This window comes from Hanstruepera sp. CR43 (genome assembly GCF_055227665.1).
The window spans coordinates 1,125,501-1,150,108 of sequence record NZ_CP200078.1; the positions used below are offsets into that span (position 1 = coordinate 1,125,501).

General features: G+C 36.6%; 17 protein-coding genes. 12 read left to right on the top strand and 5 right to left on the bottom strand.

The window, feature by feature from the left end; genetic code table 11:
- Positions 1-3 precede the first annotated feature (3 nt).
- Positions 4-600: a SprT-like domain-containing protein gene (locus ACKXGU_RS05115; RefSeq protein WP_463466980.1), complete on the bottom strand. Its 597-nt coding sequence runs from the start codon at positions 598-600 to the stop codon at positions 4-6.
- A gap of 138 nt (positions 601-738) precedes the next feature.
- On the opposite strand from ACKXGU_RS05115, the gene ACKXGU_RS05120 reads away from it, so the two are divergent.
- From ACKXGU_RS05120 to ACKXGU_RS05150, 7 genes are all read left to right on the top strand, one after another.
- Positions 739-1,866, top strand: coding sequence for a hypothetical protein (locus ACKXGU_RS05120; protein WP_463466981.1), 1,128 nt, complete (start codon positions 739-741; stop codon positions 1,864-1,866).
- A gap of 8 nt (positions 1,867-1,874) precedes the next feature.
- Positions 1,875-2,204 carry a hypothetical protein gene (locus ACKXGU_RS05125; protein WP_463466982.1) on the top strand — a complete coding sequence of 110 codons (330 nt, stop codon included), beginning with the start codon at positions 1,875-1,877 and terminating at the stop codon, positions 2,202-2,204.
- A 217-nt stretch (positions 2,205-2,421) separates the two neighbouring features.
- Complete coding sequence (locus ACKXGU_RS05130; RefSeq protein WP_463466983.1) at positions 2,422-2,865, top strand: hypothetical protein; 444 nt, start codon at positions 2,422-2,424, stop codon at positions 2,863-2,865.
- Between the two features lie 578 nt (positions 2,866-3,443).
- On the top strand, positions 3,444-3,839 hold the full coding sequence (locus tag ACKXGU_RS05135) for a putative quinol monooxygenase (protein ID WP_463466984.1): 396 nt from the start codon (positions 3,444-3,446) through the stop codon (positions 3,837-3,839).
- Positions 3,840-3,877: 38 nt separating this feature from the next.
- Positions 3,878-4,276, top strand: a complete 399-nt coding sequence (locus tag ACKXGU_RS05140) for a hypothetical protein (RefSeq protein ID WP_463466985.1) — start codon at positions 3,878-3,880, stop codon at positions 4,274-4,276.
- Positions 4,277-4,284: 8 nt separating this feature from the next.
- Complete coding sequence (locus ACKXGU_RS05145) at positions 4,285-5,019, top strand: acetolactate decarboxylase (protein ID WP_463466986.1); 735 nt, start codon at positions 4,285-4,287, stop codon at positions 5,017-5,019.
- Positions 5,020-5,147: 128 nt separating this feature from the next.
- Entirely contained in the window at positions 5,148-6,386 is a 1,239-nt protein-coding gene (locus ACKXGU_RS05150; RefSeq protein WP_463466987.1) for a fibronectin type III domain-containing protein, read from the top strand.
- 65 nt (positions 6,387-6,451) lie between these two features.
- Here the strand turns inward: ACKXGU_RS05150 and ACKXGU_RS05155 are convergent, their stop codons facing one another.
- Entirely contained in the window at positions 6,452-6,868 is a 417-nt protein-coding gene (locus ACKXGU_RS05155) for a hypothetical protein (RefSeq protein ID WP_463466988.1), read from the bottom strand.
- A gap of 280 nt (positions 6,869-7,148) precedes the next feature.
- Between ACKXGU_RS05155 and ACKXGU_RS05160 the strand changes: the two genes are divergently transcribed.
- Positions 7,149-7,616: a DUF4890 domain-containing protein gene (locus ACKXGU_RS05160; protein ID WP_463466989.1), complete on the top strand. Its 468-nt coding sequence runs from the start codon at positions 7,149-7,151 to the stop codon at positions 7,614-7,616.
- Positions 7,617-7,684: 68 nt separating this feature from the next.
- On the opposite strand, the gene hemL is transcribed toward ACKXGU_RS05160, so the two are convergent.
- Genes hemL through ACKXGU_RS05175 form a run of 3 tightly spaced genes read right to left on the bottom strand, consistent with a single transcriptional unit; the run spans position 7,685 to position 10,687 of the window.
- Positions 7,685-8,971 carry a glutamate-1-semialdehyde 2,1-aminomutase gene (hemL, locus tag ACKXGU_RS05165; RefSeq protein WP_463466990.1) on the bottom strand — a complete coding sequence of 429 codons (1,287 nt, stop codon included), beginning with the start codon at positions 8,969-8,971 and terminating at the stop codon, positions 7,685-7,687.
- A 10-nt stretch (positions 8,972-8,981) separates the two neighbouring features.
- Positions 8,982-9,800: a glucosaminidase domain-containing protein gene (locus ACKXGU_RS05170; protein WP_463466991.1), complete on the bottom strand. Its 819-nt coding sequence runs from the start codon at positions 9,798-9,800 to the stop codon at positions 8,982-8,984.
- Positions 9,797-10,687, bottom strand: coding sequence for a 1-aminocyclopropane-1-carboxylate deaminase/D-cysteine desulfhydrase (locus ACKXGU_RS05175; RefSeq protein WP_463466992.1), 891 nt, complete (start codon positions 10,685-10,687; stop codon positions 9,797-9,799). Before ACKXGU_RS05175 ends, ACKXGU_RS05170 begins: the two co-directional genes overlap by 4 nt.
- A gap of 137 nt (positions 10,688-10,824) precedes the next feature.
- Between ACKXGU_RS05175 and ACKXGU_RS05180 the strand changes: the two genes are divergently transcribed.
- From ACKXGU_RS05180 to ACKXGU_RS05195, 4 genes are all read left to right on the top strand, one after another.
- Positions 10,825-15,216: a T9SS type A sorting domain-containing protein gene (locus ACKXGU_RS05180; RefSeq protein ID WP_463466993.1), complete on the top strand. Its 4,392-nt coding sequence runs from the start codon at positions 10,825-10,827 to the stop codon at positions 15,214-15,216.
- A gap of 240 nt (positions 15,217-15,456) precedes the next feature.
- Positions 15,457-18,645, top strand: a complete 3,189-nt coding sequence (locus ACKXGU_RS05185; protein WP_463466994.1) for a T9SS type A sorting domain-containing protein — start codon at positions 15,457-15,459, stop codon at positions 18,643-18,645.
- A gap of 464 nt (positions 18,646-19,109) precedes the next feature.
- A complete protein-coding gene (locus ACKXGU_RS05190) occupies positions 19,110-24,008 on the top strand; it encodes a fibronectin type III domain-containing protein (protein ID WP_463466995.1) in 4,899 nt (1,632 codons plus the stop codon).
- Entirely contained in the window at positions 23,959-24,597 is a 639-nt protein-coding gene (locus tag ACKXGU_RS05195; protein ID WP_463466996.1) for a T9SS sorting signal type C domain-containing protein, read from the top strand. Before ACKXGU_RS05190 ends, ACKXGU_RS05195 begins: the two co-directional genes overlap by 50 nt.
- Positions 24,598-24,608 lie beyond the last annotated feature (11 nt).

Here is a 24,608-nt window from a genome sequence, read left to right on the forward strand (position 1 = left end):
AATTTAATTTACTAGTTCTACCTCGGCATTGGGGTTGAAAAGATACAATTTTCCTGATGTAACCTCAACACATTCGTAACGTTTTACCCGCTTTTCACCTTTTTTGAATATTCGACCATTATACAACTTAAAAGTTTGACCTAAAGGCACCTCGAAAACAAAGGTTTTATCATTGGGTGCATCAAACTGTTTAAGTGCCCACGCCAGTTGTACATCAGTGTCGCTGGACGCCTTGGGGTTTTTAAAATGTCTGGCTAAAAGCGGTAATAAATCCTGCGGAAATACCTCTGGGTTTAAAAAGGGCAACATGAGCCGTTGAAATGTATGCTTCCACTCCTTGCCATGTGGCTTGATGGCTCTCCCAAATTTAAGATAGGCTTCCAAATGCGCCACCTCATGCACCAAAGTGATTAAAAATCGGTAGGGATTCAAGTTGGTGTTGATAGTAATTTGATGCCACCCGTTGGGCAAGCGCCTGTAGTCACCATGTCGGGTTTTACGCTCCTGTTTGACTTGGACACTAACATGGTCATGATCCAGCAGGGCTTCCAGCTGTTGTATGGCTGCTTGAGGGATGTGCTGATGTAGGTTTGCTTGCATACTGCAAACTTACAGTTTTTTGTTTAGGAATTTATACGCTAAACTTCGAGAAAAGTCAGAATTTTAGCTATTTTTAATGGTGTAAACATAATGGGAATAAACGCCATTGCGTTTATCCAATTGTTAGCAAACATACGAATGAAACAAATTACCTTCATATTATCACTCTTACTGTCTTTAAATCTTTTTGGACAATCAAAATTTGACCAAAACAAGATTTCGAACAAAACAGATAAAGTTGTTCAGAAAATAGCAAATGTCAATGAATTAATGGGTTCTGCGGTTTCTATTGGTGGAACAAGACCAAAACAATATGACTATTTTGTGGAATTAGAAAAAAAAGCTTCTAAAGAGGAACTGATTGAATTAACAAATCATCCAAATGGAGTTGTACGTTCATATTCGTTTTGGGCATTGTCACATAAAAAGAACATTGACTTATTTCCAATAATTAAGAGTCATCTGAATGACGATGAATTAGTAAGTACAATGTTTGGTTGTATTGTAAGTAGAGAAAAAGTTGGCGATTTTTTTATAAGTGTTGCTACGCCAGAATACATCGATTTAGATTCAAACAAAATGGACTCTAAAGAAATGAAAGAATTAGATAGCCTTTTAATATTTCAACCAAACAATTTATCGGCTCGATTTGATGCTATTAATAGAGCTGAACCAACCGAAAGTTTATACCCAAAAATTCGTGAACTAGTTATAAATGAAAAGAATCAAAGTGCATTGGTAACTTTGGCTAAATATCAAAAAGAACAAGACATTGATATTATAAAAAACTTTCGAGACGAAACAGATAAAGATGAAGGCGGATATTTTTTTACATATAAAGCAATAAGTTATTTTCCAAATCCGAAATTCTTCCCATTTTTAAAATCACAACTTCAAAAAACATTAGATAATACGCATTTTAGTAATGAATGGACACAATTGTACAGAGCAATTGCAAGCTACAAAAATGAAGATGCTAAAAATCAATTACTAATACCTTTTACACAAGTCGAACATAAGCATATTAGAAAGTATCATTTGAATATGATTTTTTCCGCATTAAATGAATTTCAATGTAAGAACTATGAAGAAATTCTATGGAAACTATGGGAAGAAGAAAATAAAATTTCACCAAAAGTATTCGAGTATTTAAGTAGTCTAAATTCAAGCAGAGCATTTGAATTGACAAAAAAAGTATGCAAAACCCTAATGACTTGGACATTGCGAATTTCAGTTTTGACAATCTTGAAGAAACAAAAAGCTTGAACGAACAAATGCTAGACTTAATAATAGATAAAGACAGAGATTTTGGATTTCAGTTAATCAGAGAGAACATCACAAAATCAAATGTTCATAATTTCCCATTATATGCTAAAAAGGCATCTGAATTTAAAGACAACTCATTTGTAAAGCCACTAATAGAAATATTAGAAACGGAGTGGAATGCACATATTTATCTGTCTGCTACCAAAGCGTTAATATCTTATAATAATCAAAACATTAATAATCAGATTTTAAGTGCGAGAACAAAAAATGAAAACTTGAGAAAGGATTGGGGCGGAAAAGCTTTTGACCAACTACTCGCTGAAAACGGAATAAAATAAAAGTACGTTTGCTAACAACGTATATAAAAAATAGCGGTTTAATCGCTTAATCGAAAGAAAATGAACAAATTAAAGGTCAGTTATATACCGAAAAGTTAGTGCTTAAAATCCGCTACTTTTCATATACAAGACCGTTGGCATACATATGAAAAAAAGCATATTCCTATTTATTTTATCAATTGCTAGTTTGAGCATCAAAGGTCAAACTAAAATGGATATGGAATTTTCAGAATCGGAAAAAGATTCTATTTCAAACATTATTGCAAAACTATACGGAAATTGGATTTCAGAAGACATCGAAATACTTGACCTTTATGAAAATGGAGTTTACAACTGTCATATGACAATAGACAAATGTCTAATATTGCTTAAAATTAATGATGATTCTAAAAAACCATTTGAAAACAAAATTTGTATTGAAGAAATTATTCCGATTTCAGAAACCTCAATTAATGAGCCTGAACCTGATTCTGTCCAAATAAACCTGTTAATAAAAAAACACTACTTGCCTGACTCATTTGGGATATTCATTACTAAAAAGGATAATACATACGGATTTTTATATCCATCTGAAATAGAAGACACTTTTGTGCCTATTAAATTTCTAAATGACTATTCTTTAATGTTAGCAGATGGTAGGTCATTTAAAAAAATAAAATAAATACGTATGCCAACACCGTTAGCATTAATTTAAAACACATATAATGTTATCATTTTACAAAAAAACAAAGTACTTCTGGCTAATATCAAAATTAATCATCATAATACTAGTCATTTTAGACATTATTGATAGAATTAGTCAAACTGACATTGGAAGCCTTTTTGTTCAATTGATATTTATTAGTTATGTATTTTTCTCTGGTATTATACTGTATTATGAATTCACTAAAAGATATAATCTTAAATTAGGTAAAATCTTTTTAGGGATAGTTAATATTTCTCTTGGATTGTTTTTCGCTTATTTATTTTCTGTTGGTTTTGTTGAGTCAGCAACCCTAATCGTTGATATTTGGTATGTATATTTTATTTTCTGGATGGTGTTCATCGGATTATATGACATTATGGTTCAAAATAAAAATTGATTTTGATTGCTAACATTGGTACTAGTCCTCTCCTTATATTTCCTAAAACCATAATTTTCTATCCATTTTAAATTTTGTAAATTAGGGTTCGCTTTCCAAAAACTTGTCATAATAACTACTTGTGTTTGAATAAACCAATTAATCAAACCGCATTCCCATGAAAAGCATCAAGAATCTCATCCTCATGACAACCTTGTTTCTAATGACATTAGGCTGTGAGAACAACACTAGCACTGCCAGTAGCAATACAACAAACACTATTGTATTATTAAAGTTTAAAACCCAACCTAACAAGAGTTCCGAAACCGTAACGGCATTAACCAAACTGATTGAACAAGTAAAGCATGAACTCTACTTTAAAGGTATTAGTCTTCATGTAGACCCTAATGATGATACCAATATCTTGCTTTATGAAGAATGGGAAGATGTTGACTACTACAATAATGAACACATGGAAACGGAGTACATTAAAGCGTTTATGGCCAATTCGAACAACTTTCTGGCCGGACCTCCAGACATTACATTCTGGCGTGTTTCCAAAGAATTTAAATAGTACCTTACACACTTCAAATTCCTAGAAATTTAACACTTATGAAAAAAATCGTCACTCCCGTTTTGCTTTTACTCTTAATGGGCTTAAATAGCCAAGCGCAAAATCAAGAAACCAAGATGGATGCATCTCCCAACCATCATCTTATCGGGGAATGGCTCATTGACCTGCGTCCAACACCGCAATCGGAAGGATATTTTCAAGATTTTGTTGTACAATCGGTATCCGACAACACGTTTACCGGAACTTTTTATGGTAGCGGTTTGGAACAAGGCCATATTAACAACAAATGGGAAAAACTCTATTTTGCCTTTAGCACCAAAGATCAAAGTAATGTGTATTATCATTCAGGCTATTTGTTAGATGACAAATTGTATGGTATGACCTACTGCCCCAACAGACAGTTTACAGCGCCTTGGACTGGAAAACGAAAAAACTAATCCAGGTTATGGAAATCAAGAAAAACAAGCATCCTTTATTTGTAGGAATTGTGGTTTTGACGCTTACGGCTATAGCCTGTCAATCACAAAAAAAAGAAGAGACAACATATTCAGACATTCAGGTTGTTGGCGCCATGAAACATGTCATGTGGAAAGGTGAATTGGGCAGTAGTATTGAGTTGGACACCATCATGAATAAATCTGGCCTTTATGGGCTTGGACCCACAAGCTATTTAACAGGTGAACTATTGATTAACAATGGCGTGAGCTATGTGTCCAAAGTAACTTCGGACTCGACAATGACCGTCGAGAAACGGTATGATGTTTCAGCGCCTTTCTTTGTATATAGTCATGTAAAAGAATGGCACGACATTAAATTGGCAGAAAATATAAAGACCATCAAGGAATTAGAAACATTTATTGACCAGCAAACAATGGATCTTAAAAGACCCTTTACCTTCAAATTAGTTGGACAGATTTCAAGTGCCATAATCCACGTTCAAAATTTACCCGAAGGCACAATAGTGTCGTCTCCAGATGAAGCCCACCAAGGTCAAACCAATTATAACCTAAAGAATGAAACTGTAGAAATCATTGGTTTTTTTTCGACAGAACATCAGGGCATTTTCACCCATCATGATTCCTTTTTGCACATGCATCTTATAACTAAAGACGAGCGCAAAATGGGTCATTTGGACGCCATGGAAATTGACAACATGACATTGTTTCTTCCTAAAAAATAGCGAAAGCTCTTATTTTTAACAAAATCATTAAGCGTCATTAAATCTTATGAATCAGATTTTTACCGATTTTTTTAAGGTGTATTAAACTAAAATTATTATTTTCACACCTCTTAAAATTCGAATCTATAATGAAATCCTTACTTTTTTCAGCATTCATGCTGTTTTTAGTCATGTCTTGCTCGAGTGATGACGATACAACCATTGCCCAATGTGCCAAACCAACGAATGTTTCGGTCAGTAACATTACGTATCAAAGTGCCACTATCTCTTGGAATAGCACCAATGCTAATTCCTACACAGTTGAAATTGTTCCTTCTGGATTTACTGTAGGAACAGGAAATGAAACCAATACAGATACCAATTCTGTTGAATTTTTAAACCTTACTGCCAACAGAACCTATGATGTTTATGTTAAGGCCAATTGTAGTTCTACTAATTCCAGTATGTACACTGACGCATTTAGTTTTACAACTGCCGCACCACTGGTTGTGCCGGAATTTATGCCAACGTTATCCGAACTAAACATTTATGTTGGTGCTATCGAGGATTTAACACCAAGTCCATACGCTTTTGAATATGAATTGAGCACACCGTTGTTTACGGATCATGCTCACAAGCAACGCCTCATTGCATTACCTCTAGGAACGACTATGGATTATGTGGATGATGGGTTCCCAAATTTCCCTGACAAAACAGTTATAACAAAAACATTTTATTACTTTAATGATGAACGCGATGAGTCATTAGGTAAGAAAATTATTGAAACACGTGTCCTTATAAAAGATAATGGCGTTTGGCAAATGGGTAACTACAAATGGACTGCCAATCAATCTGAAGCGCTCTTGGACAATACCACAGGAAACGTTCCAGTTAGTTTCATTGATGTGGATGGAGACTCTTATGATATTGATTATGTAATTCCTTCGGCAAACCAATGTTTTGATTGTCATAATTCGTATGATGAAGTGACGCCTATTGGACCTAAATTACGTTCCATGAATTTCAACAATCAGTTACAGGATTTTATTGATGCTGGTCATTTAGCAAATTTAACCGATCCTAGCAATGTTACTGTTTTGCCAAACTGGTTAGATGAAAGTTATACGCTTGAAGAACGTGCCAGAGCTTACATGGATGTTAACTGTGCGCATTGTCATTCGGAAGGTGGTTTTTGTGAAGTACAAACCTTACTGCGTTTACCTTACGAAACACCGTTTGAAAATTCTTATATTTTTGAAGCGAGAGATCAAATAGATGCTCGAATGAGTACTTATAATCCTCCATACACCATGCCTTTAATTGGTACAACTATGGTGCATGATAAGGGGTATTCTTTGATTAGATCTTATTTACAAACTTTACAATAATTAATAAATCCAGTGATTAAATTATAAAATTAAATCACTGGATTTTTTCTTTAATAACCATAGGTTTATTGTTTAATACATTTAGACTGTTTTAACATCCCTTTATAAGGGTTAAAATTCTCTGGCAGATAATCTTTGGTATCAAAGCCCAAATCAACAGTTTCTTCCAGTTCTATCAGGTTAATTTTGCTCCAATCTAAATCATCTTTTCCTTTTAAAGGATTAAAGTTTTTTGGTAAGTACTTGCTAATCTCAATAGGTAAGCAAACATCTTCCTCTAACTCCAATACCCGGATGTCTTCAACAGCAATTGGTTTGCTGTCAGGATTGTGAAACAATACAGACTCCAGGTAACTTTTTTCGTTTAAAACAGTTGTTTCTGTTTTATTGGACGCATAATCGTCTGGCTCATCGATGGTTGAATCGGCGACAACTGAACTTGCTGCAAGTATCAAGCTGCTCATTAAAAATACTAGTTTCATAGTGGTAAAGATTTAAAAGTTTAATTTATATTGAAGTGACTCATTTTATTTCAAATCGTTACATCTGTTTTGAAATCTTTAACACTGATTAATAATACTTTATGCTTTTATTAAGAATCCCAACCAGGAAACGTTAAAGATTTTAATAAAACAACTTCAATATGGGATTCCAAAATCAAATGAGTCAAAATGTTAATGTCAGGTTAAAATCATCGCATGGATTAAACCAAAATCATTTTCAAAAGTCCTAATCATATAAATCATTAAAAATACAGCAACGATGAAAAAAATATTCCTAATAGCCCTGGCCTTTGTTAGTTTACAAATGACAGCACAAGAAAAAAGAGACCACCACGAGAGAAAACAAAAAATGGAACGTGCCGAACGTATGAGCGAATACACACCCGAAGAAATGGCGCAGCTTCAAACCAAGCAAATGACTTTAGATTTGGATTTAACAGAGGCGCAACAAAAGCAAATTATGGCTGTAAATCTCAAAAATGCCCAATCGAGAAAAGCCATGATGGAAGACAGAAAGGCACGCATGGAAGAACATAAAGAAGCCAAAGAAATTTCTAAAGATGAAAAGCTAAAGATGAAAAATGATATGCTTGATCGAAAAATTGAAATGAAAAAGCAGATGAAAGAGATTCTAAATAAAGAACAATTTGAAAAGTGGGAAGTTATGGCAAAAGAAAAAATGAGCAAAGGTCGTCATCACAAAAAGCAAATGATGCACAGAAAATAATTTGAGTTAGTTAGATTGGTTAGTTTGTTAAAGCGGGTTGGGCAATATGCGTCCAACCCGTTTTTATTTTATAAACTTTTTGCTACTTTATTGCAAGCATCTATGGTTTTATCTAAATCCTCATAAGTCAAGGCATCAGTGATAAACCATGTTTCAAATGCACTAGGCGCAATGTATATACCTTCGTTTAACATACCATGAAAAAACTTCTTGAAAGTCTCATTGTTGCCATGGGCAGCCGATTCAAAATCCACAACTTTGATATCTGAAAAATGAACTGAAATCATAGAGCCAACTCTGTTAATTGTATGCTGAACATTGTGTGCGCTTAAAACCTTAGAGAGTCCATCGTGAAGATATTTTGTTTTTTGCTCTAAACGATTATAAATTTCCGAATCACCATTCAACTCTTGAAGCATAGCCAATCCTGCTGCCATAGCCAACGGATTCCCACTTAAGGTACCTGCTTGATACACAGAACCCAATGGTGCTAAATGATTCATAATATCGTTACGGGCAGCAAATGCACCAACTGGTAAACCACCTCCTATGACCTTACCAAAACACACAATATCAGCTGAAACATCATATAATTCCTGCGCACCGCCTTTTGCCAATCTGAAACCAGTCATCACCTCATCAAAAATTAAAAGCACCTTATGCTCATCACATAGATTTCTTAATTGGTTTAAAAAATCCTTTTTCGGAGGAATACAACCCATATTCCCTGCTACAGGCTCTAAAATAATACAAGCGACTGCTTGTTTATTAGCATTTAGAATTTCTTCAACGTGCTCAATATCATTGTATCTTGCCAACAACGTATCTTTTGCCGTTCCTTGAGTTACTCCCGGGCTGTTTGGTGAGCCAAAAGTCACAGCGCCACTACCTGCCTGTATGAGAAAACTATCACTGTGTCCATGATAGCAACCCGAAAACTTGATTATCTTTTCTTTACCTGTATAACCTCTAGCCAATCTCACGGCACTCATACATGCTTCCGTGCCTGAATTTACAAAACGGATTTTATCAATATTGGGAACCATAGAAACTGCTAATTCAGCAATACGGGTTTCGATTTCAGTAGGTGTGCCAAATGAAGTTCCTTTTTTTGTCTTTTCTAAAATGGCTTCAACCACAGGTTCATGGGCATGTCCCAAAATCATAGGTCCCCAAGAATTTATATAATCTATATAACGATTACCATCAACATCATACAAATAAGCTCCTTTTGCCTTCTCAATAAAAATGGGTGTCCCACCAACGGCTTTAAATGCCCTTACAGGCGAATTGACACCTCCAGGAATAACGTGTTCTGCTTCGGCAAACAAAGCACTACTTCTCTTATAGTTCATAAAAATTGGATTATTCAGATTTGATAACCAAGATATCACCAATGGTCAAATCATTTGATTTCAGATTATTCAATCGTTTTATTTCTTCAACAGTTGTGCTGTAACGTCTGGACAATGAATACAATGTATCTCCCTTCATTATTTGATGTGTTGTGGCAGTGTTCATACGTTCATTGTTAGTAGTAACAGGATTTTCACCTAAAATACCCTGATCATATTTATAGAGCTCATAACGTTCAATCAAACTGATCAATTTATCTGGATATTTTCGATCTGTTGCATAACCAGCGGCTCGCAGTTCTCTTGCCCAACCCTTGTAATCATCCGACCTTAATTCAAATAATTTATAATAACGTTTGCGCTCCTTTAAAAATAACGAATGGTCTCTAAAGGAATATCTGGCATCGTTATACTTTCTGAAACATTCTTGTCGGGCATCATCATCATGATAAATTCTTGCGCCAGTCCATTCGTGACATTTAATTCCAAAATGATTATTGGCTTCAATAGATAAACGCCCTTGACCAGAACCTGATTCCAAAATACCTTGAGCCAGCGTAATGCTAGCCGGAATACCATAAAGCCGCATTTCGTTTTGCGCTATGGGCCCATATAATTGGATATATTGTTCGGTAGGTGTGCCCGATAACTTCGTAGAATTTGTTGTTTCAATGGGGTTGTTTGTTGGCGATTGGTTGGTTGGTTGTTGACGCCTAACAACACGTTCGGTTTTCGGCTTGTTGTTAGAGGTTTTACTAACCACTTTCTTTTTTGAACCACAGCCAAAAACCAGAAGGATCAAGCTAACAATCAGTATGTTTTTTTTCACGTTATTAATGTCTTTTTTTTTCGTTTCAATTCTTCATTAATTCCTATTATGCCTTGCAAGCCACCTGTATGAATAGCTAGTATTTTAGCCTTTTTAGGAAAGTAACCTTTCTTAATCAAATCAAAAATACCAAACATCATTTTTCCTGTATAAATAGGGTCCAATGGAATTCCGTATTTTTTTTTGAATTCATTTATAAAACTGATTAAATCATCATTTATTTTGGCATAGCCTCCAAAATGATAATCCGAAATCAATTCCCAATTATTATTTTTTGCAAATTTACTAATATCTTTCTTTAAAAAGTCCCCTTTTAAGGCAGGAAACCCTAAAATTTTCTGATGAGCCCTGCTCGAATTAATCAACCCTGAAATAGTACCTCCAGTGCCAACAGGGCAACAAACAAAATCAAATTTTGAATCATCTGAAATCAGTATTTCTTCACAACCCTTGATCGCCAGGTTATTTGTACCACCTTCAGGAATCAAATAAAAATCTCCCAAATCTGCTTTTAAGGATTCTATAAAATCTGATTCCGTTTTTCTCCGGTACATGTCTCTGGAAACAAATACAAACCGCATACCGTTTTCTTTAGCCAAAAACAGGGTTGGATTTAATACAGATGTGTCTTTTAATTCTTCACCTCTTATAACTCCAACAGTATTAAAACCATATTTCTTGCCTGCAAAAGCAACCGCAGCAACATGGTTAGAATAAGCCCCTCCAAAAGTCAATAAAGTCTTACAGTTTTTAGCTTGAGCTTCACGTAAATTATACTTCAATTTTCGATATTTATTACCAGAAATAAATATATCAATTTTATATTCCGGCTTCAAAAACAGATTTTCATTAATACAAATATTTAATTGGTCTATGATTTTCACCATTTTAACGAATTTAAAAACAGATACTTAGATAATATGCAAATTTATAATAATTTAACACCCCAACGAAAGTATGGAATACATACATTTTTGATGCTATTTAATAAAATTCTATTCCAGATATAAACCTAAAAACTTAAATGCCTCATAATAACTTGACATTTTTATTTAACGAATGTGTGTCTTGTCATAATTATATGACCAAGATGTTTTTGACATTTGTTTTTTGCTTATCACTAGGTGTCACTTTTGGCCAAACAGTTTTATTGTCGCCAACGGGTGATGGAGGTTTTGAGAATCTTAGTTTTGATAATCTCGGTTGGCGTGTTACCAGTAATCCGAATCAAACTTATAATCAATGGGTGACCAATGAAGGTGCCCAGCCTGGTTTTACAGGTCGTGGATGTGCATACATCAGTAATAATATTGCTGCTGCCATTCCTCCTCATAAATATACATTCAGCCCAGCTCGAGTGGCACATATCTATAGAGATATTAGTGTTCCTGCTGGTGAAACTGAAATAACAGTTGATTTTAAGTGGATTGGTGTCGGTCAAAGTATCCGAGACCGTATGCGTATTTGGATAGTCCCAATAACTTATGATCCTGTATACGGTATAGAAATTACGCCTACCGCTGATCGTATTAGGCTTGGCAACAACTATAGTGGCGGCAGTACCTGGACAGCCTCTCCAACTTTAACGATTCCCAGAAGTTATGCAGGCACCATATTTAGATTTGTGGTAGAATGGGCGAATGATAATAATACAGGTGCTGATCCACCAGCAGCCATTGATGATATCTCTATTATATCAGACATCCCACCGGCACCCTCAAACGATAACCCCTGCAATGCCATTTGGCTAGCAAACAGCTCTACTTGCAACTATACTTATTACACTAATTATGGTGCAACGGACACCAATTCAGTTCCCGATCCCGGTTGTGCAAATTACCAAGGAGGAGACGTATGGTTTAAAACCGTTGTACCTAGCAGTGGCGGTATTATTGTCGATACACAAATTGATGAAATGACCGATGGCGGAATGGCCATTTATACTGGTACTTGCAGTGCTTTAACATTAATTGCCTGTGATGACAACTCCAGTTTTAATGGATTGATGCCACAAATTATGAATACTAATTTAACTCCTGGACAGAATATATTTATAAGGGTTTGGGAAAATGGCAATAATAATAATGGATCTTTTGGTATTTGTGTATCTCCTCCTCCTCCTCCTCCAACTAACAATGAATGTTCTAATGCTATTGGCCTAGTGGTAAATCCATCTTTAATTTGTAATGATGTAACATTTGGCTCTACAGCTTTTGCTACCCAATCACCTCAACCAGATAACGTGGTAGGTATTCCTGACAATGATGTTTGGTTTTCATTTGTTGCCACCAACACCAACCATCAAATATCACTTTTAGATGTCAATCCTATTGTTGGATCGAATGTCAACATGGGTATTGGTGTTTACAATAGCCCTTCTGCTAACTGCTCATCCCTCAATTTAGTAACCAGTATAAATTCCGAAGTACTAACTATTAATGGTCTAAATGTTGGTGACACCTACTACGTTCGAGTATATGGCTTTGACCCTAATCCTAATGCCGCTCAAGTAAATTTTAATATTTGTGTAAGTACTACTCCTGATCCTCCACCTAATAATTATTGTTCTAGCGCCATTGGTTTACCAGTCGCACCTGTATGTAACTATCAAACATTTACTAACGCTGGTGCAGCTGCTACAACAGGTGTACCAAATCCAGGTTGTGCAAACTATATGGGAGGAGATGTTTGGTTTTATGCGGTTGTTGATGATACTGGAGAAATTACCATTGACACGGAAGATTTAGACATGACCAATGGCGGAATGGCTATCTATAGTGGTAACAGTTGTGGAACTTTGACCTTGTTGGATTGCGATGACAATAGCAGCGCCAATGGTTTAATGCCATCCATAACAAGTACTGGTTTGACCCCTGGTGAAATTATTTATATCAGAGTTTGGGAGGAAGGTAATGACAACAATGGAACCTTTGGTATTTGCGTGACTTCTCCTACGACTGAAGACACAATAGATGTTACCTTGGCGTGCCCAGGTAATCCTAGCGAACCATTATATGCCACATTAGCTTGTGTCGGAACTACAAATTTAGGAAATACGTTAAGCGGAATTATGCAAGGATCTGATCCAGTAGCATTGCAACCTATTATTTTTATTTCAAGTTCTGACCCTTGTACTTTTGATTCAAGCAATACCTCCAACTATTCATCAATTAATTTCACAGTCACCACCACTGGAACTTATGTATTTACCATGAATACGCCGGCTCCATATTTTGACGCCATGGGATATATTTATGTCAACAATGGTAATTTCAACCCTGGTTCATGTGCAACAGGTACTTATATAGCAGGTGATGATGATGATGGACCATCGTTAAATCCGCAAATAACTGCAACCCTTACAGCTGGTGTGCAATATACACTTGTTACTACTAAATTTGCCTTTCAAAACACATCTCATATTGGTCCATATCAATGGAATGTTCTGGGACCACCAACAGATGTTGACTGGTATGTTAATGAAACTGGAGGTTCTCCAATTGCATCAGGATCAACTTTTAATCCTGTAGGTGTAAGTGGTTCAAATTTACCTAATACAAATACCCCGGGAGTTTATACATATTGGGTGAGTTGTCCGGGAAGTACCGCCCCTAGAATAAAAGCTGAATTTACTATTGGGAAGATTTGGAAGGGAACTGTAGATTCTGATTGGAATAATATCAATAATTGGAAACCTATTGGAAAACCAACGGCCAATGATTGCGTTTATATAGAAAATGCACCTAACTCAGCGGTTTTAACATATCCCGAGGCACCAATTCCACCTACCCCAGCATTTGCCAAAAATTTTACTGTGGGTAGCAATGCTAGCGTAGAATTATCATCGGGTACAGCTTTAACGGTAACAGATTGGATAAATGTTTCAAGTACGGGAGAATTTTTAGTTAGAGATAGCGCCAACTTGATTCAAATAGATAATGTCCTGACCAATAACAATACTGGCAATATCAAAATGCAACGCACGGTCCCAGGAGGAGTCTCTAATTTAGATTATGTTTATTGGAGTAGTCCGGTGGATCGCTTTGACGTCAATAATGTTTCTCCGGGCTCAAACCATATTTACAAATGGATTCCAACGCAATCAGGAAATGGCATTGGTAATTACGGCGAATGGGTCTCTACAGGTGAAAGAATGACGAACGGCAAAGGCTATATAATTAGAGGACTTTCAGGAACCACTCCAACACCTCCTGCTGCAGATTTTACCACCGAATTTAGCGGCAAGCCTAATAATGGAAAAATAAATGTAACTATTCAACGTGGAACATACAATGGCGCTGATTATCCTGGAGCTGGCTCTACAATGGCAACAGCTTACGATGATAATTGGAATTTGTTAGGAAATCCTTATCCGTCATCTATTTCTGCACGAGATTTTATTACAGCTAATGCAACTGAAATAACAGATGATTCTAATCCTAGTATTTTAGGCACGGTTTATCTGTGGCGTCATTTGAGTGCTCCAAGTGATACCGTGGATGATCCATTTTATGGTGATTTTGGTTATAATTACAATCCTAATGATTACATCAAGTTCAACCATACTGGATCTGCTCCAGCAGGGTTTTCAGGTTATATTGGAGCCGGGCAGGCGTTTTTTGTTTTAATGGATCATAACTCGGCTATGGCGACAAGCTCTGTTGCATTTGGCAATTCAATGAGACATGAAACTCATAGGAATGATCAATTCTACAGAACGCAAACCAACGAACCAGAACATCATCGTATATGGTTAGATTTAATTGATCATAATAATATGGCAACGCCTTTATTAGTTGGCTACATAGAAGGTGCCACTAATGATAATGATCGTTTGTTTGATGGATTGGAATTAAGCGAAGGTGCTATCAGTTTTTATTCATTAATAGATAATGAGAAAATGGCGATTCAGGGACGAGCTATCCCTTTTATTGAGGAAGATATTGTACCTCTTGGATTAACGGTTTCTCAAGAAGGTCAATTTACAATTGCCATTAATAAATTAGATGGTCTTTTTGAATTAACCGAACAAACCATATATATCGAAGATTTATATACCAACATTATTCATGACCTTCGAACAACACCCTATGAATTTACAACTGATTCCGGCGAATTTAATGACCGCTTTATTTTACGTTATACTACGCGATTATTAAGTACAGAGACTTTTGAAATCAATAACACCATTTCAATTACTACGCCTCAATCAGAATACATTAATATTTATTCAAACAATTCACCTATTGATGAAGTCAGTGTTTATGACATACTTGGCAGAAATCTAATTCAAAGAAAAAATCTAAATAATTTCAATCAGAAAATAGAAACAAATAATTTTTCTAGTGGTGTATATATTGTCACAGTAAGATTGCAAAATGGTACCCAGAAAAAACAACAAGTCTTATTAAAATAACAGATTTAAATCAAAACAATAACTATCTCAAAGGAAAACCATTTGGAGAATATGAAAAATAAAACACGTAATACTAAATATTTGCATTTTATCGAATTTTTTATCAATAATTTAACATTGTGTTAAAATATCTATATATTTAACGACTTCCCCAAGCTACGTTAAATAAATTTGATTCCTAACATGTTGTTACCCAAATTATTACATTAACCTAATTTATTAACTATTAATTATTTTTTTATGAAAAAAATCAACACATTTTTTAGAGGGATTGCATTTGTGCTGTTCTCTATGTTTGCGCTATCGGGTTTTTCTCAATGTAATTTCACATTGGAAATGATTGACTCGTGGGGCGATGGTTGGAACGGAAACAGTCTTGATTTGTTTGTCAATGGTGGTCTTGTTTTTGACAATCAAACCATGAGTGGCTCTTCTCAAAGCGTTTCTTTTGCAGTTAGCACTGGCGATGCCATTTCTGTCGTCTGGAACGGTGGAGGATCATATCCCTGGGAGACCTCTTACAACATTTTAGACAATACTGGTGCGGTAGTTGCTAGTGGTGATGAGTCTAATGTTTCATTAACTGCTGTATGTACTGTTCTAACGTCGTACTGTAATGCTACACCAAGTAGTGGTGATGGTTCGGGTATTACGTCAGTGACTGTTGGGTCTTCGACGTACCCAATTTCAATGCCAAGTTTTTACCAAGATGTTACTGGTAGCCCAGCTACTTTACAGCAAGGTATAAACAGTAATTTAGACATTTCTTATGGTCATGCTTATTCGTATTACACGTTTGCCTGGATTGATTTTAACGATGACTACACATTCGATGCTTCTGAATTAGTAAGTAGCGGAAACTCATCAGGTGGTTCTGGACAATCTATTAACCTTGACATCGTTGTTCCTGCTGGAGCAGATTTAGGTGTTCACAGAATGCGTATTATTGGTTCTGATTTTGGATCATCTCCTGACCCATGTAGAACTGGTTCTTGGCAAGCTACTGTAGATTTAGATGTTGAAGTCATTGTACCTGCTTGCCAGCAAGCTACTATTGGCAACGTTGAAGTTATTGCAGAATGTGAAGGATCTTTAGGTCCTGTATATTTTGTTAGTGTAGATGTTCAACAAGGTGGTGATGCCGTATCTATTACAGATGGCGTGTCTAACTTCCCAATTTACAATACAGGAATTAATACTGTTGGGCCATTTAACAGTGGTGTAACAGCTTCATTAACTGTTGTACATTCTGATTCAGATTGTGATATAATTTTAGGAGACTTTGTTTACAACTGTCCTCCAGTAAATGATGATTGTGCAAATGCTATTACTGTTGATTGTGGTACAACTGATGGAACTACAATTGCATCAACATTTAATGCACCTACTAGTTCTTGCGGTACATTCCTTAATACACCAGGTGTTTGGTATGTTTACCATGGTACTGGTGGTGACATCATTGCTAATACTTGTGTTCGTAGCTATGATACTAAATTAGCCGTTTTCGAAGGTGATTGCAGCAATTTAGTTTGCGTTACTGGAAATGATGATTCATGTGGTTTAGGTTCTCAAGTATCATTTTCTACAGTTGAAGGAACAGATTATTACATTTATGTGACTGGTTTTAGTGGACAAACTGGAACTTTTACTCTTGATATAGAATGTGTTTGTGATGTTTATATTGCTGAAGGAGAATGTGTAAAAGTATTCACTGGTTATGAGGCATCTGCAAGTACAGAATTAACAGCAGTTGGTCAGTTTGGTCAAGGACCTTATACTTACGAGTGGAGTGATGGTCAAACAGGAGAAACAATTACTGTATCACCAACTTCACAAACTACTTACACAGTAACAATGACTGATAGTGCTGGATGTACTTCTACTGATTCTACTACGGTTCTTGTTCAAGATATTTCTTGTCAAGATAACGGTAACGATAATAATGCTAAAGTGAATATTTGCCATGATGGCGAGCCATTATGCGTATCTACTAACGCTGTTCAAGCGCACTTAAACCATGGTGATACACTTGGTGCTTGTGATGATGATGTTAACTGTAGTACAGCACCATTGTGTGATGCACGTTTAAAAGTACCAGCACCATTCGCAACAGATGTTAGCGCTAATATCGAAATTTCTTGGGGTGCAGCAACTGGATATGTAGTTGGATACTATTTAAGTGTTGGTACTACTGATGGTGGTACTGATGTATTGAATAATGTAGATGTAGGTTTAGCACTTGATTATGACTTAAGTGGTTTATTGGATTACAATACCACCTATTATGTAACTATTGTACCTTATAACAACATTGGTGTTGGTACGGCTTGTGAGTCTTCTTACTTTACTACGTCATCAGGACCTTGGTGTACAGCTACACCTGTTGATTGTAATGGATCTGTAAGCGGTAACACAGCTACTGATGGTGAAGTTGCTAGCGGATTATCATTCTGTGGAACATCCTTAACTTCAGCTCCAGGTGTATGGCATTCATTTGTTGGAACAGGATTTGAAGTAACTGCAGGTCTATGTAACTCTAGCTATGACACTAAAATAGGTGTCTTTACTGGAGATTGCGCTGCGTTAACTTGTGTAACAGGAACTGATGATGGTGGATCTTGTAGTGGGTTCTTACAATCTGAAGTTGAATTCCAAACAGTTGCTGGTGAAACATACTACGTTTATGTAACTGGATATGGTTCAAATGCTGGAGCTTACACATTAGATCTTACTTGTGCTGGCCCACCAGATGTTATTCCAGCTTGTGAATCTGCCATTAGTGTAGATTGTAACAGTACCACTTCTGGCTCAACTGTTGGATATGGTATCAACGATTTTACTTGCGGTACAAATTTAAATACTGCTCCAGGTAGATTCTACAAGGTAGAAGGTAATGGCGGTTCAATTAACGTTAATACTTGTAGTGCTTCTTATGACACTAAATTAGGCGTATTTACTTCTACTGACTGTGCTACTTTAACATGTGTTGGAGGTAACGACGATACTTATGATTGTACAGGATCTTACAGTACAAGATCTTCTGTTACATTTAATTCTGTAAATGGTGTTACATACTACATCTATGTTACAGGATGGTCTAGCAATGCAGGTAACTTTGACTTGACTGTAAGTTGTTCTGGTGCTAGAGAAGCTGATCCAGTAATTGTTGAGAACGGTGAGTGGACATTATATCCAAACCCAGCAAGTCATGGTGAAGTTGAATTGAATCTTACTAATTACCTAAATCAGGATGTTAGCATCCAAATGATGGATTTCTCTGGTAAGATTTTAGTTAACAAAAATGAAACTAACTTACAAAACCCTAGATATCGTTTAAGCACTTCAGGTATGGCTTATGGCATGTACTTCGTTCGTGTAGCAACAGATTCTGGTATGTCAACTAAAAAGTTGATTATTGCCAACAACTAGGAAATGTAATTTATAAAATGAGTTAGACGGTTTTACCGTGTGATTTAAAATGAAGCTGGACAGTATAAATACTGTCCAGCTTTTTATTTTGACATAATTCACGTCTACCTATTAATTACCATAAAATTCAACAAATAACTGATTCTCAAGAAAAAAAAAGCTATTCAACTAAAATTCTCCTCCTTATATCGATTAGTTGATAAACTAGTATGCATATTCAAAAAACTATAATATTTTTATGTTAATAAATTTGCGATAAATCAATAATTAATTGTTATCTTTTAAAGGATAAAATTGCTATTTTTCGTAACTTTGTAAACTTATTCGTTTGATTACGAATTTATTATAGATTTCCCCAAAATCTGCAAGACAATTTGACCTATATTGTTATATATGACATTAAGTTGTCAGGATTAGTTATTAGCAACCTTAAGACGATCAATTCGTTTTTAATTTACAATACAATGAGCCACAATTACACGCTTAACTCGTTTTTCAAAACAAAATTATTTTTTAACCTATCATTATCTGCACTGTTTTTGCTTGTCTTCTCTATTGAAGGCTTTGGACAAACCTTTACGGACAATACCCCGGCAGGAGCCAATGAAACTTGGGTAGTACCAGGAGGCGTCTCTTCCATAACCGTTGAAGTCTGGGGTGCCGGTGGTGCAGGTGGTGGTAGTAATGGCAGTGATGCGCCTGGTGGCGGTGGCGGTGGCGGTGGCTACGCCATTAACACTTATGCAGTTACTGCTGGTCAAATAATTACCTATCGTGTTGGTGCTGGTGGGATTGGTGGTCAAGGAACTGGTGGTGCAGGTGGCTTTACCAATGTATCTTCTCCTTTCACCATTACAGCAGGTGGTGGTGCTGGCGGCGTTGCTAATGGTGGTGCTGGTGGTGCTGGTGGTACAGCAACTGGTGGTTCAACTAATGCTACAGGTCAGCCTGGTAGTGCTGGTGTTGCGAATACCAATGGTGGTGATGGTGGTGATGGCGCCAATGGTGGTGCTGGTGCTCCTGGCCCAACATCTGGTAATGGTACTGCTGGAAGTCCTCCTGGTGGTGGAGGTTCAGGTTGTATTAGACAAGGTGGACAAAGAAATGGTGGTAACGGTGCTGTTGGTCAAATAGAGATAAGCTATATTATTTCATTCGCACCGCCAAACGATGAATGTGCGAATGCGGAAGTCTTAACCGTAAACCCAGATGAAAGCTGTAGCGTGGTTATTTCAGGTACTATTGATGCTGCTACCGATTCAGGAATTACTTCAGGCTGTGGCGGTACAGATGACGATGATGTTTGGTATACCTTTACAGCTACAAGTGTATCTCACACTATTGATTTATTAAATATTGTAGGTAGTACTACCGATTTATATATTTCCATTTATGGAGTAAACCCTTGTTCAGGTCCGGACACGCCTCTTTTGTGTTCAGATGCTGAAAATATTGTTGTTTCTGGTTTTACTCCCGGAGCAACCTATTATGTGCAGATATTTTCTTGGTCTTCTTTAGCCCATGATTCAACTTTTGATATTTGTATTGGTACACCTCCTCCCCCGCCTTCCAACAATGATTGTACGAGTGCAACACCATTGACTGTAAATCCAGATTATTCTTGTACGACTGTGACTGCTGGAACAGTTGAATATGCAACAGCTTCTGGAATTGCCAACTGTGGTGGTACGGAAGATGATGATGTTTGGTATAGTTTTGTAGCTACATCAACTTCTCACAGAATAGAGTTGTTAAACATAGCTGGTAATACCACCGATATGTACCATGCCGTTTATGATGCGGCCCCAGGATGTGGTAGTTTAGCCGCTCCTCTTATTTGTAGTGACCCAAACACCTCTGATGTTACGGGATTAACTCCAGGAAACACCTACTATGTCCAAGTATATACATGGACATCATTGGGCGGAAGAGATACGACTTTTGACATTTGTGTAGGAACACCTCCAGCTTGTACCACACCTAACTCACCAGCTTCACCGATAACTTTTGGTACTATAACTGACACATTAATTGATGGAACATTTCCACCATCTGTGCCTGCTGCTGACTATTATTTGGTTTTAATAAATACAACGGGAACACCTCCGACGCAACCAACAGACGGTGTGTCATATCCTGTGGGAGATACTTCTTTAGGAGCTACAGTTATTGATGATGACAGTAATGTGAATTTTACGGCAACAGGTTTGACTCAAAATACAACCTATTATTTTTACATATTTGCATTTAACAATGAAGATTGTGGTGGTGGTCCTCTCTATAGTACACCATCGTTAAGTGACAATGCGACAACTGCTATACCAACTTATTGTATACCATCATCAACCAATACATCCTATTATATCGATGACTTTACAACTACAGGTGGTACAGCCAATATTAATCATACAAATTCTGGTTATTCAGGAACAGGTTATGGTGATTTTACAGGACAGGCTGTTTCTCAATTGCCTGCAAGTAACGTAAATTTCAATATTGTCCTAATGCCTACCGCTACTAATTTTGAGACTAATATTTGGGTAGACTGGAATAACGATTTAGATTTTTTCGATGCCAATGAATTGGTATTTCAAACAACTGGATTCAGTAATCCAACTGCTGGATCATTTACTGTATTAGCAAGTGCTGCAGCCGGTGATTATAGAATGCGCGTGCGATCAGATTCTGGTAATTCTAATCCAAGTTCGTGTGGCTTTGATGATCAAAGTGAAACTCATGACTATACGCTAACTGTTTTACCATTGAATTGTACCTCCGATCCTATTGCTGTGACTGCAACTGCTAACACACCAACTTCTGGTACGATTAGCTGGACAGCTCCTACCCCTGCTCCTGGAAATGGTTACGAGTATATTATTTCTTTAGATAACACGCCTAATACACCGGGTGGTGATATTACTGGCACTACTTTTTCGACCAGTGTTACGGTAACCGGTTTATCTGCTGGTACTACATACTATGTATTTGTCCGAGGTGATTGTAACGGTACCGATCAAGGGCTTTGGCAGAGTACAACTTTTAGTACAGGTTGTACAACAACTGTTAACACACCAACATTATGTGGTATCATTGTTGATGAAACAGGTAATGATCCATTTACTGCGGATCCATTTGACCCAGATCCTACAGCCTTTATAGATTGTAATAGTAGTGCGGTGACTCTAGAGGCCCATGCTAATTTAAGAGAAACTACTGATTATATTGTTGAGCAAATAGAATTTCCAACAACACCTCCTGATTTTAACTTTTCTGGTACCAATCAAGGTTTGAATACATCAGATGATAACTGGTCAGGTTCAGCCACTAGTATTGGCTTTGATTTTAGTTTCTATGATGTGTGTTTTGATGAAGTTTTAATTGGATCAAATGGGATGTTAACTTTTGATATTGCTCCAACTGGCGCCAATACACCAGGAACAAACCATGGTTGGTCTATTTCTAATAATTTACCAGGAAGTATTGGGTCTAGAAACTTTGAATATACCATTTTTGGAGTTATGCATGACATATACCCTGTAGGTGCACCATCCAATTCTGTGAAAACAAGAACTATTGGTACTGCGCCTTGTAGACAATTTCAAGCAACATGGCATGATATACCAATGTTTGGTGACTCAACCAGACTGTATACAGGTATGATTGTATTACATGAAACCACTAACATTATTGAAATTTTCATTGAGCAAAAACTGATTGAAAATGGTAATGTAAGTCCATGGAATGGTGGAAATGCCATTGTTGGTATTCAAGGAAATAATGTGGATGAGAATGCAGGTAACGCAGCTAACGAATATGTGGTAGCACCATGTCGTAATTCATTAGATACGAACTGGGAAGCATTTAATGAAGCATGGCGTTTTTCTCCTAGTGGAGCCGTTATTGCACCTAATTCAGTAGATTGGGTTGCTTTAAGCACGGGTACTTCTGTTGGATCAGGCACAACCTTAAGTGTTACTACTGCCGATACTTATACAGCTACTTCCGAATATACAGTTTGTGGTAATACAGTGACCTTAACTGATGATATTGTAGTGACTTCAAGTTCATTGAAATTATGGAATGGTAATGTTAGTACAGCATGGACTGATGGCAGTAACTGGACACCAGCAGGTGAACCAGATTTAACGGATTGTGTTTTAATTCCTCAAGCACTTACAAGATATCCTATTATTGACGGTACTTACGATAATGCACAAGCAGGAACACTTACCATTCAAGGACCAACGGTACCAGGAGGCGCTGATTATGGAAGCCTATTAATTTTAGCAGGTGGAACTCTTACAGTTAATAATGAAGTCATTGTAGAAAATGAAGCCATACTCGAGTTAGAGGGTGTTGCAGGTGCTTCTGGTACAACAAGTGGCAACCAAACTACCTTTGACTCTAGTTTGACAGCTAACCTGATACAAAATGATGATTCCGCTGTTAACTCCGGAGTAATTACTATAGATAGACATGTTTTTGTTAGGACTCGTGATTATGTATATTGGTCTTCTCCTGTTGAAAACTGGAATACATCTTCTATTTATAGTACACCAAATATCTATGAATGGATTCCAACAATTTATGTAGATGCCACTACCCAATTTGGAAATTGGAGTTCAGCAGCTGGTAGCATTATGGATCCTGGAATAGGCTATATTATACGTGGGCCCAATGGTAATGGTAACACCAATATTTTAGGTACTTGGAATTCAGCCTCTTTTACTGGAGTACCACATAATGGTATTTATCAACCAACTGTTTCAAGAGGGACCTTTACTTCAGGTACTTCAAATGGAAACAATAATGGTGATCCTGGAGATGAAGACGCTACAGCAGAAGATGATAACTGGAACTTATTAGGCAACCCTTACCCTTCTGGATTAAGTGCTGACGATTTCCTGTTTGAAAACGCAGTAGCTAATGACAGAATTGACGGTGTCGTTTATTTGTGGCAACACGGTCTTCAAATTAGAGCAGGTAACAGTCCATTTTTTGGAGACTTTTACTTTTCTTATGACGAAGCTGATTATTTAGCTTATAACTATTCGGGATCTACTGGTGGCTTTAATGGCGTAATTGGTTCTTGCCAAGGATTCTTTGTATATATGGAAGATAGTCATGGTTCTCCAAACGGCAACCAATTTGACGGCACGGTTACATTTGACAATAGTATGCGTGTGGGATCTGATGAAATGTACTTCAGACAATCTAACCCTGACAGAAATAGAATTCAAAGGCCTTCAGATTTAGAGCGTCATAGAATTTGGTTAAGTCTCGTACAACCTTCTTTCAATGTAAGTACTATGCTTGTTGGATATATTGAAGGTGCTACTATGGAAAAAGAACAAACTGTTTGACGCTGGTTTAATGAGTGGTAGCGGTAGAAAACTATACTCAATTATTGATGATAGTGACAAAAAGTATGTCATTCAAGGTAGAGCCTTACCATTTGATGAGTCAGACACTATTCCTTTAGGAATTATAATTGATCAGGAAGGTGAATATGCCATAAATATGGAAGGTGTTGATGGTCTATTTGATATGGAACTGTCACAAAACATCTACATTGAAGATTTATACTTGGGTGTTATACATAACATCAAGGAGTCTCCTTATTTCTTTACACCTCAAGAAATGGGTGAATTTACTGATCGTTTCAGAATTCGATTCACAACCAACTCTTTAGGTGTTGATGAATTTGCTGCAAACTCGGTCATTTCTATTATAGCTCCAAATAGTGATTATATCAAAATTAATACGACTACTGATGTTATCGATTCAGTTGAAGTATACGATATTTTAGGACGAAACTTAATGAGTTTTGATAAAGTTAATGAACAAGAGCTTATTATAGAAAATAGTGCCTTAAGTGATGGTGTACTCATGGTTAAAGTAACTTTGGCTAATGGTGTACAGAAAATCCAAAAATTAGTGTTACGACAATAACATACTAATTA